The organism is Streptomyces sp. NPDC031064 (assembly GCF_055570965.1).
In genome coordinates this window covers 792,514-809,142 of record NZ_JBVIGF010000002.1, presented here as the reverse complement: position 1 = coordinate 809,142, position 16,629 = coordinate 792,514, and the positions used below count along the sequence as shown (strand labels likewise).

At 71.5% G+C, this 16,629-nt stretch carries 14 protein-coding genes; 5 read left to right on the top strand and 9 right to left on the bottom strand.

What is annotated here, in order from left to right; genetic code table 11:
- Positions 1–237: 237 nt before the first annotated feature.
- Complete coding sequence (gene nsdA / locus ACZ46W_RS10335) at positions 238–1,710, bottom strand: transcriptional repressor NsdA (protein ID WP_468334310.1); 1,473 nt, start codon at positions 1,708–1,710, stop codon at positions 238–240.
- A 426-nt stretch (positions 1,711–2,136) separates the two neighbouring features.
- Between nsdA and ACZ46W_RS10330 the strand changes: the two genes are divergently transcribed.
- Positions 2,137–2,787: a bifunctional DNA primase/polymerase gene (locus ACZ46W_RS10330; protein WP_468334307.1), complete on the top strand. Its 651-nt coding sequence runs from the start codon at positions 2,137–2,139 to the stop codon at positions 2,785–2,787.
- Between the two features lie 164 nt (positions 2,788–2,951).
- On the opposite strand, the gene ftsY is transcribed toward ACZ46W_RS10330, so the two are convergent.
- The gene (gene ftsY, locus ACZ46W_RS10325; protein WP_468334304.1) at positions 2,952–4,175 is read right to left on the bottom strand and encodes a signal recognition particle-docking protein FtsY; all 1,224 of its coding nucleotides are present in this window, start codon (positions 4,173–4,175) and stop codon (positions 2,952–2,954) included.
- A gap of 138 nt (positions 4,176–4,313) precedes the next feature.
- On the opposite strand from ftsY, the gene ACZ46W_RS10320 reads away from it, so the two are divergent.
- Both ACZ46W_RS10320 and ACZ46W_RS10315 read left to right on the top strand, forming a co-directional pair.
- Positions 4,314–5,762 (top strand): cytosine permease, encoded by a 1,449-nt coding sequence (locus ACZ46W_RS10320; protein ID WP_468334301.1) that lies wholly within the window; start codon positions 4,314–4,316, stop codon positions 5,760–5,762.
- Positions 5,763–5,823: 61 nt separating this feature from the next.
- Complete coding sequence (locus tag ACZ46W_RS10315) at positions 5,824–6,804, top strand: LLM class flavin-dependent oxidoreductase (RefSeq protein ID WP_468334298.1); 981 nt, start codon at positions 5,824–5,826, stop codon at positions 6,802–6,804.
- 40 nt (positions 6,805–6,844) lie between these two features.
- Here ACZ46W_RS10315 and ACZ46W_RS10310 read toward each other — a convergent pair whose 3' ends face one another.
- The 4 genes from ACZ46W_RS10310 to ACZ46W_RS10295 form a co-directional block, all read right to left on the bottom strand.
- On the bottom strand, positions 6,845–8,263 hold the full coding sequence (locus tag ACZ46W_RS10310) for a sugar porter family MFS transporter (protein ID WP_468334295.1): 1,419 nt from the start codon (positions 8,261–8,263) through the stop codon (positions 6,845–6,847).
- A gap of 211 nt (positions 8,264–8,474) precedes the next feature.
- Entirely contained in the window at positions 8,475–12,029 is a 3,555-nt protein-coding gene (gene smc / locus ACZ46W_RS10305) for a chromosome segregation protein SMC (protein ID WP_468334292.1), read from the bottom strand.
- A gap of 217 nt (positions 12,030–12,246) precedes the next feature.
- Positions 12,247–12,459 (bottom strand): hypothetical protein, encoded by a 213-nt coding sequence (locus ACZ46W_RS10300; RefSeq protein ID WP_126884705.1) that lies wholly within the window; start codon positions 12,457–12,459, stop codon positions 12,247–12,249.
- A gap of 409 nt (positions 12,460–12,868) precedes the next feature.
- Positions 12,869–13,150 carry an acylphosphatase gene (locus ACZ46W_RS10295; RefSeq protein ID WP_468334288.1) on the bottom strand — a complete coding sequence of 94 codons (282 nt, stop codon included), beginning with the start codon at positions 13,148–13,150 and terminating at the stop codon, positions 12,869–12,871.
- A gap of 155 nt (positions 13,151–13,305) precedes the next feature.
- Between ACZ46W_RS10295 and ACZ46W_RS10290 the strand changes: the two genes are divergently transcribed.
- Both ACZ46W_RS10290 and ACZ46W_RS10285 read left to right on the top strand, forming a co-directional pair.
- Positions 13,306–14,157: a CAP domain-containing protein gene (locus ACZ46W_RS10290; RefSeq protein WP_468334285.1), complete on the top strand. Its 852-nt coding sequence runs from the start codon at positions 13,306–13,308 to the stop codon at positions 14,155–14,157.
- 66 nt (positions 14,158–14,223) lie between these two features.
- Positions 14,224–14,616, top strand: a complete 393-nt coding sequence (locus tag ACZ46W_RS10285; protein WP_468334282.1) for a winged helix-turn-helix transcriptional regulator — start codon at positions 14,224–14,226, stop codon at positions 14,614–14,616.
- Here ACZ46W_RS10285 and mutM read toward each other — a convergent pair.
- From mutM to rpmF, 3 genes are all read right to left on the bottom strand, one after another.
- The gene (gene mutM, locus ACZ46W_RS10280; RefSeq protein ID WP_468334279.1) at positions 14,574–15,449 is read right to left on the bottom strand and encodes a bifunctional DNA-formamidopyrimidine glycosylase/DNA-(apurinic or apyrimidinic site) lyase; all 876 of its coding nucleotides are present in this window, start codon (positions 15,447–15,449) and stop codon (positions 14,574–14,576) included. The two genes, ACZ46W_RS10285 and mutM, sit on opposite strands and share 43 nt — an antisense overlap.
- A 70-nt stretch (positions 15,450–15,519) precedes the next feature.
- Complete coding sequence (rnc, locus tag ACZ46W_RS10275; protein ID WP_468334276.1) at positions 15,520–16,434, bottom strand: ribonuclease III; 915 nt, start codon at positions 16,432–16,434, stop codon at positions 15,520–15,522.
- Between the two features lie 20 nt (positions 16,435–16,454).
- Positions 16,455–16,628, bottom strand: a complete 174-nt coding sequence (gene rpmF / locus ACZ46W_RS10270) for a 50S ribosomal protein L32 (protein ID WP_030496967.1) — start codon at positions 16,626–16,628, stop codon at positions 16,455–16,457.
- Position 16,629 lies beyond the last annotated feature (1 nt).

Here is a 16,629-nt window from a genome sequence, read left to right as displayed (position 1 = left end):
CGAGATTTGCGCAGCGCTATTTCGGTCGATGCCGCACGATGTTTCGCCGCAGTGACGAAGAGGTCCGGTGTGTTACGTCGCCATGAACCGCCGGGTCACGGGGATGTCACGGGAGTACCCTCTGCGCACGTCACGGGACCGGCCGCGACGGTCACCCTATTGACCTGGCAATGGGGGAGCCGAGTCGGGCTGTACGGGGTGACGGTCGCGGCCGGGGTCTTGTGGACGTGACGCCTCTCAGACCGCCTCGGCGGTCTCCGGGAGCTGCGCGGTGAGCTTGTCGGTGAGCCTGGCGACCTCCGGTACGTCCCCGAAGTCGCGGGCCGCCGTGTCGACGGTCTTGCGCAGCCGGGTGTTGACCCGCTCGGAGCGGACCCGCCGGGCGACGCCGAGGGCCTGCTCGGCGAGCTTGGTGGCCTCCTCGGGCTCCCGCTTGAGCAGGTGCACGGTGGCCATGCCGACCAGGTTGAGCGCGTAGGAACGCTGGTGGTCGTCGTCCTTGGAGAAGAGGTCCACGGCCTTCTCCATCACGGGCTCGGCGAGCGAGGCGTACGTGGGGCTGCGGCCGGCCACGTAGGCGAGATCGCGGTAGGAGTGGGCGTTCTCGCCGTTGAGCTCGGCCTCGGAGAAGAAGCGGATCCAGTCGGGCTCGGGCTCGCCGTCGAGGCCGACGTCGGCGAAGGTGTCCTCGGCCATGCGCACGGCGCGCTTGCACTTGCTGGGCTGGCCCATGTTGGCGTACGCCCGGGCCTCCATCGCATACAGCATGGCCTGGGTGCGGGCGGTCGCGCAGTCACGGCTGCCGTACTGGGCGAGGTGGATGAGCTCCAGGGCGTCGTCGGGCCGGCCGAGGTGGATCATCTGGCGGCTCATGGAGGAGAGGATGTACGAGCCCAGCGGCTTGTCACCGGCCTCCTTGGCGGCGTGCAGGGCGAGCACGAAGTACTTCTGGGCGGTGGGCTGGAGGCCCACGTCGTAGCTCATCCAGCCGGCCAGCTCGGCCAGTTCCGCGGCGCACTTGAACAGCCGCTTCGCGGTCGCGCCGGGCTGGGGCTCCTGCAACAGGTCGGTGACCTCGTGAAGTTGGCCGACAACCGCCTTGCGGCGCAGCCCGCCACCGCACTGGGCGTCCCACTGGCGGAACATCACGGTGGTGGACTCCAGCAGGTCCAGCTCCGCGCGGGAGAGCCGGGTGGGGCGGCGCAGCGCGGTCGGTTCGGCCCGGGGCGGTTCGCCGGACGGGGTGGGGACGAGCCAGCGCTGCATCGGCTCGATGAGCGCGGGGCCGGCGGCCAGGGCGAGCGAGGTGCCGAGGAAGCCCCGGCGGGCCAGCATCAGATCGCTGCGGGAGAAGTCGCTGAGCAGGGCGACGGTCTGCGGGCCCGCCCAGGGGAGGTCGACGCCGGACACCGAGGGTGACTGGTGGGCCGTGCGCAGGCCGAGGTCCTCGATGGCGACGACGCTGCCGAACCGTTCGGAGAACAGCTCGGAGAGGATGCGCGGGATGGGCTCGCGCGGCTGCTCGCCGTCGAGCCAGCGCCGTACGCGCGAGGTGTCGGTGCTGATGTGGTGTGCGCCCATCTGGCGCGCCCGGCGGTTCACTTGACGCGCGAGCTCGCCCTTCGACCAGCCGCTGCGCACGAACCACGAGCTCAATTGCTCGTTCGGGCGCTTCCCGGCATTCGTACCGTCTGCGCCACTGCCGCCCACTGGAAGGCCCCCATCCGCCGAGTCGCTGTTGCGCGAACCTTTATCAGAATGCCGTCAGTTGCCGCCGCCCGTCCGGAGGTTGAACTCTTCGAACAGTGAACCGGCTTGCCTCCGGCATACCCACCTGGGCGGTCGCTACCCTGGGTTCGTGCACTGAAAGTAATCCTACGATCACCGGTCGGCGAGGCTGTTTCCATAAACGCCACCATTCGCCACCCCTTCGAATGAACTCTGTCGCCGCCAGGCGCGATTCACTTGACACTACGACGATCGGGAGTCGGCGGACCGTAGCGCGCGGAGGCGCGCACTACGGATCGCACCACCCAGCGCACCACCGCGCGCCGCCCGTTGGGGTAGGTCCGCGACGGAGCGTCACGGTGGCGCTCCGGGTCGTAACCACCGGCGAGTTCCACCGTTGGAGGGGACATGGGCTTCACGATCGGCGGCACCCGCATCCTGTCCGGCTCGCGGCGGCGCGGCGCCCGCGCCACGGAGTGCACCGTTGTGGCCGAGTACACCGGCCTGTGGGGCTGGGACGTGGTCCCCGGCGCACGGGCCGCGTCGGGCCGGTGCTCCTGCGGCGACCCGGACTGTACGGCCCCGGGCGCGCATCCGCTCGACTTCGCGCCCGAGGTGCCCGCGGGTTCGACGCTCGACGCGGTCACCGAGGTGTGGTCCGGGTTCCCGGGCGCGGCGCTGATGCTGCCCGTGGGGCGCACCTTCGACGTGCTGGAGGTCGCGGAGACGGCCGGCCGCCGGGCGCTGGTCCGGCTGGAGCGGATGGGCCTGCCGCTGGGTCCGGTGTGCGTCACGCCCACGGGCCGCGCCCAGTTCTTCGTGGCGCCCGGCGCGGCGGCGGAGCTGCCGCAGCTCCTGTACCGGATGGGCTGGGACGACGCCGACCTGGACCTGCGGTGCCTGGGGCGGGGTGCCCACATCACGGCCCCGCCGTCGGACCACGCGGGCCTGGGCCCCTCGCGCTGGCTCCGCCCCCCGGCCCTTGACGTGGGTGCCCCGCCCCAGGCCCGCCTGCTGCTGGGCACGCTGGCGTACATCTGCCACCGGTGGGGGATGTGAGTCCGGCCGTGGCGTGAACCCGCCAGGCAAAACCTGCCGGGCCGTAAACCTGCCAGCCCGACCGTAAACCTGCCAGCCCGAAAACGCCGGTCCGAAAGACGCGGCCGGGGCGGCACCCCTCGTGGAGGTGCCGCCCCGGCCGATGACATCCGTATCCGACGGGGTCAGTCCCCGATCAGGGCGTCGACGAAGGCCTCCGGCTCGAAGGGGGCCAGGTCGTCCGGGCCCTCGCCCAGGCCGACCAGCTTCACCGGGACCCCCAGCTCCCGCTGGACCGCGACGACGATGCCGCCCTTGGCCGTGCCGTCCAGCTTGGTGAGCACGATGCCGGTGATGTCGACCACCTCGGCGAAGACCCGCGCCTGGACCAGCCCGTTCTGGCCGGTCGTGGCGTCCAGGACGAGCAGGACCTCGTCCAGCGGGCCGTGCTTCTCGACGACGCGCTTGACCTTGCCGAGCTCGTCCATCAGGCCCGTCTTGGTGTGCAGCCGGCCCGCCGTGTCGATGAGCACCACGTCGGCGCCCTCGGCGATACCTTCCTTCACCGCGTCATAGGCCACCGACGCCGGGTCGCCCGCCTCCGGGCCGCGCACCGTGCGGGCACCGACCCGCTCGCCCCAGGTCTGGAGCTGGTCCGCGGCCGCCGCGCGGAACGTGTCGGCCGCGCCGAGCACGACCGACTTGCCGTCGGCGACCAGCACCCGCGCCAGCTTGCCGGTGGTCGTGGTCTTGCCGGTGCCGTTGACGCCGACGACCATGACGATGCCCGGGGTGTCCAGGTCGCTCTCCGTGTGGACCGTGCGGTCCAGGTCGGTGCCGACCAGGGTGAGCAGCTCCTCGCGCAGCAGGGTGCGCAGCTCCTCGGGCGTACGCGTACCGAGCACCTTCACGCGCTCGCGCAGCCGCTCCACCAGCTCCTGGGTCGGCGTGACGCCGACGTCGGCGGTGAGGAGGGTGTCCTCGATCTCCTCCCAGGTGTCCTCGTCGAGGTGCTCGCGCGACAGCAGGGTCAACAGGCCCTTGCCGAGGCTGTTCTGCGACCGGGCGAGCCGGGCGCGCAGCCGGACCAGCCGGCCGGCGGTCGGCTCCGGGACCTCGACCTCGGGCGCGGGCGGGGCCGCGACGAGCGGGTCCTCGACGGCGGCGGGGGCCTCCAGCGCCTCTTCGGCCGTCGGGAGGTCCACCTCCTCGATGGTGCGGCGCGGTTCCTCCCGCGGTGTCTCCGCCTCCTCGCCGACGTGCGGCTCGGCGGGCGGAGCGGTGATGGTCGGTGTGCTCGACGGCGCCTGGGGCGGCAGCTTCTTCTTCTTGCGGCTGCTGACCACGAGGCCGCTGATCGCGCCGACCGCGACCAGAGCGATGACTACAGCAAGGATGACGATTTCCATAACCCGTCCAGTATCGGCCACGACCGCCCCGGCGAGCGGTCTCGGAGCATGCACTCGGGACCAAGGCCCCTGTTTGGACCTTTATGGACAGGAACGTACGATGCGGGGAATCCCCCTCTTCCCGCACGGAGCTGATCCATGCCCCACGCCTCCGAGTCCGAAGGCGCGATAGAGACCCGCGGTCTCGAGCCCGTCCCCGATGCCGAGCGCACCGGTCACATCCGGGAGCTGTTCCCCACCTGGGTCGCGGCGAACATCAGTGTGCTGCTGCTCACCATGGGCGCCGGACTGATCGTCTTCAACGGCCTGAACTTCTGGCAGGTGCTGACCGTCGCGATCGCCGCGCCGGTCCTCTCGTACGGGATCGTGGGTGTGATCTCGATCGCGGGCAAGCGCGGCGGTTCGCCCGGCATGGCCCTGTCCCGGGCGGTGTTCGGCCAGCGCGGGAACCTTTTCCCCGGGACGATGATCTGGGTGGCCCGCTGGGGCTGGGAGACGATCAACGCGGTCACGGGCGCGTACGCCGTCCTCACCGTCCTCGATCTGCTCTTCGGCATCAAGAGCAACACCCCGCTGATCATCGTCACGCTGCTCCTCTTCGTGGCGGCGACCTTCCTGGTCTCGGGGCTGGGCATCAACGCGCTGCGTGTGTGCTCCACGTGGTCGACGTATCTCTTCGGCGCGTTCTCCGTCCTCGTCCTGGTGTATCTGGTCGCCAACACCGACTGGAGCGCGGTCTTCGCCAAGCCGGCCGGTTCGACGGCGATGATGATCGCGGGCATCGGCACGATCGCGGCGGGCGGCATCAGCTGGGTCCCCTCCGGCCCCGACTTCACGCGCTATCTGCCGCGTACGGCGTCGTCGCGGGCGATGGTCGCCTCCACGGTCGGCGGCGCCGGGATCGTGGTGCTGCCGATGGTGCTGATGGGCGCGGTGATGGCGGTGTCGACACCGAGCCTGGCGTCCGCGCAGGACCCGGTGTCGTTCATCGGTGAGCTGCTGCCGGCGTGGATCTCGGTGCCGTACCTGGTGATCGCGCTGATCGGCATGCTGCTGATCAACTCGATGTCGATGTACTCGGCCGGGTTCACCGCGCAGACGCTGGGCATCAACGTGCCGCGCGCCTGGGCGGTCAGCGTGAACGCGGTGATCAGCCTGGTCTTCGGTTTCCTGCTGATGGTGGTGGCGACCAGCTTCATCGGGTCGTTCATCTCGTTCCTGACGCTGCTGGCGGTGGCGTTCTCGGCGTGGATCGGCGTCTTCGGCGTCGACATGCTGCGCCGGAGGTCGTACGACGGTGAGGCGCTGATGGACACCACGCGGACGAGCGCCTACTGGTACCGGGGCGGTTTCGCGTGGCAGGCCATGGCCGCGTGGGGCGTGGCACTGGTGGTGGGGCTGCTGTTCACGAAGGTCGACTGGTTCGCCGGGCCGCTCGCGGGTTCGTGGATCGGCGCGAACGGTCTGGGCTGGCTGGTGACGATCGTGGTGGCGGCGGTGCTGTACGCCGTGCTGCCGCGTACGGCGCGGAAGGCGACGGCGGACGGTCCGGAGCCCGAGCCCGTGTCCGTCACTATGTGCATCTGACGCAACCTCAGCTAACGTCCCCCTTCGCCGCGTTCAGTCGTCCGGCGGAGGGGGACTTCTCATGGCCTTCACGGTGGTCCGGTTCAACCTCGTCGCGCCCCGGGCGACCCCCGAGGCGCTCTCCGGCCGCTACCGCGCGGCGCTGGAGATGGCCGCGTACGCCGACGGCATCGGCGTGGACACCATCCAGACGGAGGAGCACCACGGGGCCGCGAACAACTGGCTGCCCTCCCCCTTCGTCTTCGCCGGCGCGGTCTTCGGCGCGACCCGCCGGATCTCCGTCACCGTCTCGGCCGTGATCGGGCCGCTGCACGACCCGCTGCGGCTGGCCGAGGAGGTCGCCGTGCTGGACCTGCTGTCGAAGGGGCGGCTGGTGACGGTGGCGGGGATCGGCTACCGGCCGGAGGAGTACGCGGCGCACGGCGTCGACTGGGGCAGGCGCGGCGAGCTCCAGGACCTGCTCCTGGAGACGGTGCTGCGGGCGTGGACCGGCGAGGAGTTCACGTACCGGGGCCGTACGGTACGGGTCACCCCGCGCCCGTACACCCAGCCGCACCCGCTGCTGCTGGTGGGCGGTTCGTCCCGGCCGGCCGCCCGGCGCGCCGCGCGCCTGGGCCTGCCGTTCTTCCCGAGCGCGCACCTGCCGGAGCTGGAGGCGTACTACCACGAGCAGCGCGCCGCGCACGGGACGGAGGGCTTCTGCATGATGCCGGCCGCGTCGACGCCGCTGCTGCACCTGTCGGAGGACCCGGACCGCACCTGGGCGGTGTACGGGGAGCACTTCCTGCACGAGGCGAAAACGTACGCGTCCTGGCAGTCGGGGGCCGTCCGCTCGGCGGTGCGGTCGCGGGCGACGACGGTGCGGGAGCTGCGGGCGGAGGGGGTGTACCGGGTGGTGACGCCCGAGGAGTGCCTGGCGCCGGCCGCCGAGAGCCTCGTACTCCACCCTCTTTGTGGGGGTATGCCGGTGGACGAGGGGTGGCGTTCCCTGCATCTGCTGGGCGAACACGTACTGCCCCGGCTCAAGGCCGTCGGGGCCTGAACCGGGGCAGTTCTCGTATCGAGGAGAGGGGCAGCGGGGATTAGCCCATCTCCTCCAACGCCTTGCCCTTGGTCTCCTTCACGTACTTGAGCACGAAGGGGATGGAGAGCACGGCGAAGACCGTGTAGATGACGTACGTACCGGAGAGGTTCCAGTCGGCCAGGGACGGGAAGCTCGCGGTGATGGCCCAGTTGGCGATCCACTGCGCGGAGGCGGCGACGCCGAGTGCGGCGGCGCGGATGCGGTTGGGGAACATCTCGCCGAGGAACACCCAGACCACCACGCCCCAGGAGAGGGCGAAGAAGAGCACGAAGAGGTGGGCGGCGACCAGGGCGACGACGCCCTGGGTGGCGGGCAGTTTGCCGTCGACGAGGTCGGCGGAGAAGGCCCAGGCCTCGAAGGCGAGAGCGAGCGCCATACCGGCGGAGCCGACGAGGGCGAGCGGCTTGCGGCCGACCCGGTCCACCAGGACCATCGCGATCACGGTGCCGATGATGTTGATGATCGACGTGGTGAACGAGTAGAAGAACGAGCTCTCCGGGTTGACGCCGACCGACTGCCACAGCGTCGAGGAGTAGTAGAACGCGACGTTGATGCCGACGAGCTGCTGGAAGACGGACAGGCCGATGCCGACCCAGACGATCGGCAGGAAGCCGAAGCGGCTGCCGAGCAGGTCACGGAAGGTCGACTTGTGCTCGCGGCGCATGGCGGTCTCGATCTCGAGCACGCGCGCGTCCAGGTCGACGCCCTTGCCCTCGACCTCGGAGAGGACCTCGCGGGCCTTGTCGTGACGGCCAACGGAGATCAGGAAGCGGGGCGACTCGGGAATCGCGAAGGAGAGCAGGCCGTACAGCACGGCGGGGACGACCATGACGCCGAGCATCCACTGCCAGGCCTCCAGGCCGGCGATCTCGCCGCGCTGGTCGCCGTCGGCCATGTTGAGGATGGCCCAGTTGACGAGCTGGGAGACGGCGATGCCCACGACGATGGCGGCCTGCTGGAAGGAGCCGAGCCGGCCGCGGTAGGCGGCGGGGGCGACCTCGGCGATGTACGCGGGGCCGATCACCGACGCCATGCCGATGGCGAAGCCGCCGACCACGCGCCACATGGCGAGGTCCCACAGGGCGAACGGCAGGGCGGAACCGACGGCGCTGACGGTGAACAGCACGGCGGCGATCTGCATGCAGCGGATGCGGCCGATGCGGTCGGCGATCCGGCCGGCGGTCGCGGCGCCGATGGCGCAGCCGATCAGGGCGATGGCGATGACCTGGGCGAGGGTGCCGGAGCCGATCTCGTACCGGTGGCGAATGGCCTCGACGGCGCCGTTGATGACGGAGCTGTCGTAGCCGAAGAGGAATCCGCCCATCGCGGCGGCCGCCGTGATGAAGATGACATGGCCGAGGTGGTCGGGATGGGCCTCTCGGGCCCCCGAAGCCGGCGGCTGCGCTGTGCTGGTCACGTGAACTCCTGGTACCCGGCGCCGTCGCCGGGCGTGGGGGGCGAGCCCTTCCAGTGGCGCACAACTTCACGCCGCCCACCACTTGAAGGTAAAAGCAACGTTGCAGAGACTATTCCTTCAAGTTTCGAAGTCAAGAGTCTTTGGGCTATGAATCTGAGCCCACGGCGTGTCGGCTTGCGTTCAGTACTTGAAGCTGCTGCTCTGGGGCAGCTCAGCGGAGGCGCTGGCTGATGACCTTCGAGACGCCGTCCCCCTGCATGGACACGCCGTACAGCGCGTCCGCGACCTCCATGGTCCGCTTCTGGTGGGTGATCACGATGAGCTGGGAGCTCTCCTGGAGCTCCTGCATGATCCGGATCAGCCGCTGGAGGTTGGTGTCGTCGAGCGCCGCCTCGACCTCGTCCATCACGTAGAACGGGCTCGGCCGCGCCTTGAAGATCGACACGAGCATGGCCACGGCCGTCAGCGACCGCTCCCCGCCGGACAGCAGCGACAGCCGCTTGACCTTCTTCCCCGGCGGGCGCGCCTCGACGTCCACGCCCGTGGTGAGCATGTTGTCGGGGTCGGTCAGGACCAGGCGCCCCTCGCCGCCCGGGAAGAGCCGGGCGAAGACACCCTCGAACTCCCGGGCCGTGTCCCGGTACGCCTCCGTGAAGACCTGCTCGACGCGTTCGTCCACCTCCTTCACCACCTGAAGAAGATCGGCACGGGTCTTCTTCAGGTCCTCCAACTGCTCGGAGAGGAACTGGTGGCGCTCCTCCAGCGCCGCGAACTCCTCCAGCGCCAGCGGATTCACCTTCCCGAGCTGCTGGTACGCCCGTTCGGCCGACTTCAGGCGCTTTTCCTGTTCGGCGCGGACGAAACGTCTCGGCTGGTTGCGCGGGTGCTCCGGGTCCTCGGGCAGCTCCTCCCCCTCGGCGGGCGGGGACGGCGGAACGGGCTGGTCCGGCCCGTACTCGGCGACCAGCCCGGCCGGCTCCACACCCAGCTCCTCCAGCGCCTTGGTCTCCAACTGCTCGATGCGCAACCGCTTCTCGGCGCCCAGCACCTCGCCCCGGTGCACCGAGTCCGTCAGCTTGTCCAGCTCGGCCTTCAGGTCCCGGCCCCGGGCGCGGGCCTCCGCCAGGTCCCGCTCGCGCGCCGCCTTCGCCGCCTCGGCAGCCGCCCGCTCGCGCTCCGCCCGCACCACGGACACCTCGACGTGCGCGAGGAGCTGGCGGGCGCCGGACGCGACGGCCGCGGCGACCTCGGCCTCGTGGCGCAGCCGGGCGCGGCGCTGTTCGGCACGCGCGCGTGCCTCCCGTTCGGCGCGGGCGGCCCGGTCGAGGGCGTCGGCGCGGCCGGCCAGGCCCTTGACCCGCTCCTCGTGCGTACGGACCTGGAGGCGGGCCTCCATCTCGGTCTGGCGGGCGTTGGCCCCGTCGGCGGCGAGCCGGTCGCGCACCGAGGTGTCGGGCTCCTCCTCGGCCGGAGCCTCCTCGGCGACAGCGAGCCGCTCGGCCAGCTCCTCGGCCTCCTCGGTCGCCCTCTCCAGGGCCTCCTGGGCGCGGGCGGCCGCCGCGGCGGTCCGCTCGGCCTCGCCCGCGGCGCCGCGCGCCTGCCCGGCGAGCCGCCCGAGGGCCTGCGCGACGGAGGACTTCTCCCGGTCGGCCGCCCGGCGCCGCTCGGCCAGCTCCTCGACCCGCGCGGCCGAGGCGCGGCGGCGCTCGGTGGCCTCCGTCTGCGCGGCGGCGAGCTCCTCGCACCGTACGGCGAGCTCGGCCAGCTCGGCGGCGGCCTCGTCGACGGACGCCTGCACCTCCAGCAGGCTGGGCGCCCCGGCCGAGCCGCCCTGCGCGAAGTGCGCCCCGAGGAGGTCCCCCTCGGCGGTGACGGCCACGAGCCCGGGGCGGGCGTACACCAGGTCCTCGGCGTCCTCCAGGGTGGCGACGACCACGACGTCCCGCAGCAGGCGCCGCACGGCGGGCATCAGCTCCTCGGGCCCGCGCACCAGGTCCACGGCGTACGTCCGGCCCTCTTCGCGCACGTCGCCCTCGCCGCCGCCCGGCAGCCCGCCCAGCAGCAGGGCCGCGCGCCCCGCGTCCTGCTTGCGCAGCAGCCGGATCGCCTCGGCGGCCGTCGCCGGGTCCCGTACCGCGATGGCGTCGGCGGCCGCGCCCAGGGCGGCGGCGACCGGCACCTCGTACCCGGGCGTGACGGTGAGCAGTTCGGCGGCCGGGCCCAGCAGGCCGGTCAGGCGGTCGGTGGCGGCCAGCAGCGCGCCCGTCCCGTCCTTGCGGCGCAGGCCCAGCGCCAGTGCCTCGTGCCGGGCCTGGGTCGCGGCCCGCTTCCGCTCCGCAGCGGTGGCGGCCTCCCGGGCGGCGCTCAGGGCGGCCTCCGCGTCGGCCAGCTCGCGCTTGGCCGCCTCGTGCCGCTCGGCCAGCTCGGCGTCGCCCGCGTCCAGCCCGTCGACCTCCGCCTTGAGCGCCTCGTACTCCTCCTGCGCGGCGACCGCCCGCTCCTGTGCCTCGTCGCGGGCGGCTGCCAGGCGGTCGATCTCGGCCTGCGAGGAGGCGGCACGCGAGCGGGCGGCGCCCACCTGCCCGCTCAGCCGGGCCAGGCCCTCGCGGCGGTCGGCGATCGCCCGGGCCACGTCCTTCAGGCGCCGTTCCTCCACCGCGAGTTCCCGCTCCAGCTCGGCGCGGTGGGCGACGGTGTCCTCCAGGGCCCGCTCGGCCGCCTCCAGCGCGGCCTCCAGCTCGGCCTCCTGCTCGCGGATGCGGGCGGCCTCCCGCTCCAGGTCCTCGGGGTCGCGGCCACGCCGCTCCTCCACCGGCGGGGCGGTGGCGCTCTTCACGCGCGCGTCGGCCAGCGAGATCGTGCCGCGCACCCGCTCGGCGAGCTGCGACAGCTCGTACCAGGTCTGCTGGGCGCGCTGGAGCCTGGGCGCGAGGCGGCGCACCTCGTCCTCCAGCTCCGCCTCCCGTGCCAGGGCGGCCTTCAGCTCGGCCTCGGCCCGCTCCTTGCGCTCCTTCAGCGCGGCCTCGTCGGCGATCTCGGCCTTCAGCGCCTCCTGGAGGCGTACGAGGTCGTCGGCGAGCAGCCGCAGCCGGGCGTCGCGCAGGTCGGCCTGGATGACGGCGGCCCGCCGCGCCACGGCCGCCTGCCGCCCGAGCGGCTTGAGCTGGCGGCGCAGCTCGTCGGTGAGGTCCTGCACGCGCGCGAGGTTGGCCTGCATCGCGTCCAGCTTGCGCAGCGCCTTCTCCTTGCGCTTGCGGTGCTTGAGGACGCCGGCGGCCTCCTCGATGAACGCCCGGCGGCCCATCGGGTCGGCGTGCAGGACGGAGTCGAGCTGGCCCTGCCCGACGATGACGTGCATTTCGCGGCCGATACCGGAATCGCTGAGAAGATCCTGGATATCGAGCAGTCGGCAGGTGTCGCCGTTGATCTGGTATTCGCTGCTGCCGCCGCGGAACATGATCCGGGTAATGGTGACTTCGGCGTAGTCGATGGGCAGCGCGCCGTCGGAGTTGTCGATCGTGAGGGAGACCTCGGCGCGGCCGAGCGGTGGCCGGCCGGTCGTCCCGGCGAAGATGACGTCCTCCATCTTGCCGCCGCGCAGCGACTTGGCTCCCTGTTCCCCCATGACCCAGGAGAGGGCGTCCACCACATTGGACTTGCCCGAGCCGTTCGGTCCCACGACGCAGGTGATTCCCGGTTCGAACCGGAGGGTGGTGGCGGAGGCGAACGACTTGAAGCCGCGCAGGGTCAGGGCCTTGAGGTGCACGCCCCCGGACTCTACCTGCCGCTTCCCGTTTGACCCATGAATGTGCAGGGCACATCAGAGGTTAAGGATCAGGTGGAAGATCACATCGTGGCCGGGGAGGAAAAGAAGAAGGGACGCCGAAGCGTCCCTTGCATATCTCGCGAGAGTGTTTCTCACCCTGCCCGTGACCGTCACGTGCCGATGCGGTGGCGATACGGGCTTGCCGACGGGGCTGGGATCAGGTGAGCGCAGGCTCCGCCTTGGGTACGTCGATGTCGATGCCGTCGAGCAACGACTCGCTGTGTGCGGCGGCCGCGTTCAGCGCATCGTTCTCGGACTGAATCCGTACGAGCTCGGACTCGAGGTCCTGGACGCGCTGCTGAAGCCGTCGCATCTCGGCGAGAAGTCGCGGGTCGGAACCGCCGACATAACCGAGAAGCGCCTTTGCCATGACTTTTGGTCCTCCACACTGAGTGACCGACCGAAGCGGTGTGGGTCGTGAGGGTTCGCACCCGCGGTGTCCGGCAGTGCTTGGTGCCGCTGCGGTTCTCACTGCCAAACAGCTAAGGTGCGCGGGGCTTCCAGAGTCTCACCAAAAAGTTTGACGGTCAACACGATCACGCCCCGCATCAAGGGGCAACCGGGGGCTGCGGCCGCGGATGGTGCGGCGGCGCCTCTCGCTGGGGTGCCCAGGGGCGTGGAGAGGATCCTCGGGATCCTTTGGATCATCCTTACCCGCGCAGCCTGGCATGACAAGCGATTCTTGGCAACCACCAGGTCATTTCTGCCGTGCGCACATGCCGGCGGCAGCTCCGCCCGGTCCGGCCCGCCGACCTGGGACCCGCACCGGACCAAGATCGTCAGCGGACCTCGAAGCCGTCGTAGCCGCCGCGGGGGTTGTCCCAGATCTCCGTGACACCGTCCACGCGCCCGGGTGTGTCGCCCGAGCGAAGCCACTCCAGCAAACGGTGGCAATTCTCACTCGGGCCCTCGGCCACGACCTGCACCCTGCCGTCCTCCAGATTGAGGGCGAACCCGCTGAGCCCTCCGATCTCCAGGGCGTTTGCCCTGGTGAACCAACGGAAGCCCACTCCCTGCACTCGGCCGCGTACCCAGGCGGTGAGCCGTGCGTCTTCGTTCATGGCTGCACGCTAACCGGCGAATTGCACTCGGAGCACTTCTCCCCCACGCGACATGGCGTACAGTCCCGACGAAATGGGTCTCACCCGTTCGGGCGAGTGAGTGACCGAGTGACCTTGATGTCCTGACCAGACGTCGAAGCAGGAAGGCACAGCAGATGGGACGCCACCGGAAGAAGCGGGCCGCGGTGCCCGTACGCACCGGGCTGCTCGGCGCCTCCGCCGCGATGGCGGTCGGCGCCGTCGCCGTGGCCTCCGGCCTGCTGCCCGGTGGCGACACCTTCACCATCGGCGGCAGCGGCTCGAACGAGCGCGTACACGCCGGAAGCTCCCCCGACCTGAACGCCCAGGGCGGCTCCGGCACCACGCCGACCGACCGCCCCTCGACGGCCGCGAGCCGGAGCGCCGAGCGGACGCTCGCCCCCTCCAAGGCCCCCTCGCCGACGCCGTCCAAGCCGTCCTCCTCCGCACCGCCGAAGAAGACCCAGGCACCGGCCCCGAAGAAGACGGCCACCAAGACCGCGACGCCCACGCCGGAGCGGACCGTCGAGCGCCCCAAGGCCCCGTCGGTCCCGGCCCCCGCCGCGCCCCCCGTCCCCTCGTCCGCCGCTGCCGCCGCCGACACCGGCCGCGAGGAGGCCGCCGAGGCCGCGGTGCTCAGCCTCGTCAACGCCGAGCGCGCCAAGGTGGGGTGCAGCCCGGTCCAGGCCTCCCGCGGTCTCGCGGCGCTGGCCGGCGCGCACAGCAAGGACATGGCCGAGCGCGGCTTCTTCTCCCACACCGACCCCGACGGCGCCTCCCCCTGGGACCGCGCCGCCAAGGCGGGCGTCCAGGGCCTGGCCGCCGAGAACATCGCCCGCGGCCAGGCGGACGCCGAGGCCGTGATGGAGTCCTGGATGAACAGCGACGGCCACCGCGCCAACATCCTCAACTGCGACTACACCCGTCTCGGCGTGGGAGTGCACTTCGCCGATGGCGGCCCCTGGTGGACGCAGAACTTCGGCTTCTGAGCGGCCGCCGAACGATCTTCGAGCGGTCTGCGACCCGCTGAGGGCGCCCGCAGTACGCTGACGGACATGGATGACCGCCCGGCGTTCGATGTGTTCTCCCGGCTGTGCCCCTCGCGCGGCACGCTGGAGCACGTGACGGGCCGCTGGGGCAGTCTGACGCTGGGGGCGCTGTACGAGGGCGGCTCGCGCTTCAACGAGCTGCGGCGGCGTGTGGACGGGGTGAGCGACAAGATGCTCTCCCGGACGCTGCACGCCCTGGAGCGGGACGGGCTGGTCCACCGCGAGGCACGGGCGACGAACCCGCCGCGGGTCGACTACGGGCTCACGCCGCTCGGGCGGGACGTCGCCGAGCGCCTCCTCGGACTGATCGCGCTGGTCGAGGGCCGGATGCCGGAGGTGCTGGCGGCCAGGGACCGTTACGACGAGGTGAGCGGCGGCGAGGTGCGCGGCGGCCGCTGACAGCGCGGGCAGTAGTAGCTGGAGCGGTTCATCCAGGGCCGGCGGCGCATCGGGGTGCCGCACCGCCGGCAGGGCTCGCCCTCGCGGCCGTAGGCGTCCAGGGAGCGGTCGAAGTATCCCGACTCGCCGTTGACGTTGACGTACAGGCTGTCGAAGCTGGTGCCGCCAACCGCGAGCGCGGCCGTCATCACGTCCCGTACGTGCCCGAGCAGCTCGGCGGAGCGGGGGCGGGTCAGGCTCGCGGTGGGGCGGTCGTAGTGGAGGCGGGAGCGCCACAGCGCCTCGTCCGCGTAGATGTTGCCGACGCCGCTGATCAGCGACTGGTCCAGCAGGGCGCGCTTGACCGTGGTCCGGCGCAGGCGCAGCGCGGTGTGGAAGGCGGCGTCGTCGAAGTCGGGGTCGAGCGGGTCGCGGGCGATGTGCGCGATGGCCTGGGGCAGCCCGTCGGGGGTGTTCTCGTGCAGCGAGAGCCCGCCGAAGGTGCGCTGGTCGACGAAGCGCAGCTCGGTGCCGAGCCGGTCGTCGAAGCGGATACGGATCCGCAGGTGCTTCTCGTCGGCCGCGTCCTCCGGCTGCACCAGGAGCTGGCCGCTCATGCCGAGGTGCCCGAGCACGGAGGCGTCGGTGTCCTCCAGCGGCAGCCACAGGTATTTGCCGCGCCGCCGTGCCACGCCGAAACGGTGCCCCTTCAGCCGGGCGGCGAAGTCCTCGCCACCCGCCAGGTGCCGCCGTACGGCACGCGGGTGCAGGACCTGGACCTCGGCGACGGTCCGGCCGCTGACCCAGCGCTCCAGGCCGCGCCTGACGACTTCGACCTCGGGCAGCTCGGGCACGGCGCTCCTTTACGGGGTCATGGGGAAGACCCCGCCGTACCTGGGTACGGCGGGGCCGGAAGGAAGAAGCTCAGGCCGTGGCCGTGTCGGTGGCCGGGGTCTGAGGAGCTTCGGACGGAGCTTCGGACGCGGCTTCGGTGGCCGAAGAGGTGTCGGCGGCCTCTTCCGCTCCGGAGTCGGCGACGACTCCGGAGCCGACCCCGGCGTCCGCGCCGGATTCGGCCGCGGCCTTCGCCGCCGCCTCCCGTTCGTCAGCGGCGGCCCTGATGGCCCGCCAGGCGGACTCCGCCGCCTGCTGCTCCGCTTCCTTCTTGCTGCGGCCGGTGCCGGTGCCGTACGAGACACCACCGACGCGGGCAGCAGCAGTGAAGGTCTTCTCGTGGTCCGGTCCGGTCTCGGTGACCAGGTACTCCGGAACGCCGAGGCCCTCGGCCGCGGTCAGTTCCTGGAGGCTGGTCTTCCAGTCCAGGCCGGCGCCGAGGTTCGAGGACTTCTCGATCAGCGGGTCGAAGAGCCGGTGCACCAGCTCGGACGCCGCGTCGAGGCCCTGGTCGAGATAGACCGCGCCGATCACCGCTTCGAGGGTGTCGGCGAGGATGGACGCCTTGTCCCGGCCCCCGGTGCCCTCTTCGCCCCGGCCGAGCCGGATGAAGGAGCCCAGGTCGAGGCCGCGGCCGACCTCCGCCAGCGCACGCGAATTGACCACCGCGGCCCGCAGCTTGGCCAGTTGGCCCTCGGGCAGGTCGGGGTGGGTGCGGTACAGCGTGTCCGTGACCACCAGGCCGAGCACGGAGTCCCCGAGGAACTCCAGCCGCTCGTTGGTGGGCAGGCCGCCGTTCTCGTACGCGTACGAACGGTGGGTCAGCGCACGCACCAGAAGGGCGGACTCGAGGTGGTACCCGAGCCGCCCTTCCAGAAGCGTGTGGGACGAGGCCGTGTTCTCCGCCTGCTTCTTGGCGTCATCCGCCGTTTTGTGGCTAGACACGGTGCCTCTCACCAGCCCGCTCAGACCGAGAGGACCTGGCGCTTGTTGTACGTGCCGCAGCTCGGGCACGCGATGTGCTGCTGCTTCGGCTCCTGGCAACGCTCACACGAAACCAGGGTGGGGACCGCAGCCTTCCACTGCGACCGGCGGTGGCGCGTGTTGCTGCGCGACATCTTCCGCTTCGGAACAGCCACG

Excerpts from the sequence above, each read along its gene's own strand:
- ACZ46W_RS10290 (WP_468334285.1), top strand. The coding sequence starts at position 13,306 with ATGGGACGCCACCGGAAGAAGCGGGCCGCGGTGCCCGTACGCACCGGG.
- ACZ46W_RS10295 (WP_468334288.1), bottom strand. The coding sequence starts at position 13,150 with ATGAACGAAGACGCACGGCTCACCGCCTGGGTACGCGGCCGAGTGCAG.
- ACZ46W_RS10300 (WP_126884705.1), bottom strand. The coding sequence starts at position 12,459 with ATGGCAAAGGCGCTTCTCGGTTATGTCGGCGGTTCCGACCCGCGACTT.
- ACZ46W_RS10330 (WP_468334307.1), top strand. The coding sequence starts at position 2,137 with ATGGGCTTCACGATCGGCGGCACCCGCATCCTGTCCGGCTCGCGGCGG.
- ACZ46W_RS10315 (WP_468334298.1), top strand. The coding sequence starts at position 5,824 with ATGGCCTTCACGGTGGTCCGGTTCAACCTCGTCGCGCCCCGGGCGACC.
- ACZ46W_RS10285 (WP_468334282.1), top strand. The coding sequence starts at position 14,224 with ATGGATGACCGCCCGGCGTTCGATGTGTTCTCCCGGCTGTGCCCCTCG.
- ACZ46W_RS10320 (WP_468334301.1), top strand. The coding sequence starts at position 4,314 with ATGCCCCACGCCTCCGAGTCCGAAGGCGCGATAGAGACCCGCGGTCTC.
- ftsY (WP_468334304.1), bottom strand. The coding sequence starts at position 4,175 with ATGGAAATCGTCATCCTTGCTGTAGTCATCGCTCTGGTCGCGGTCGGC.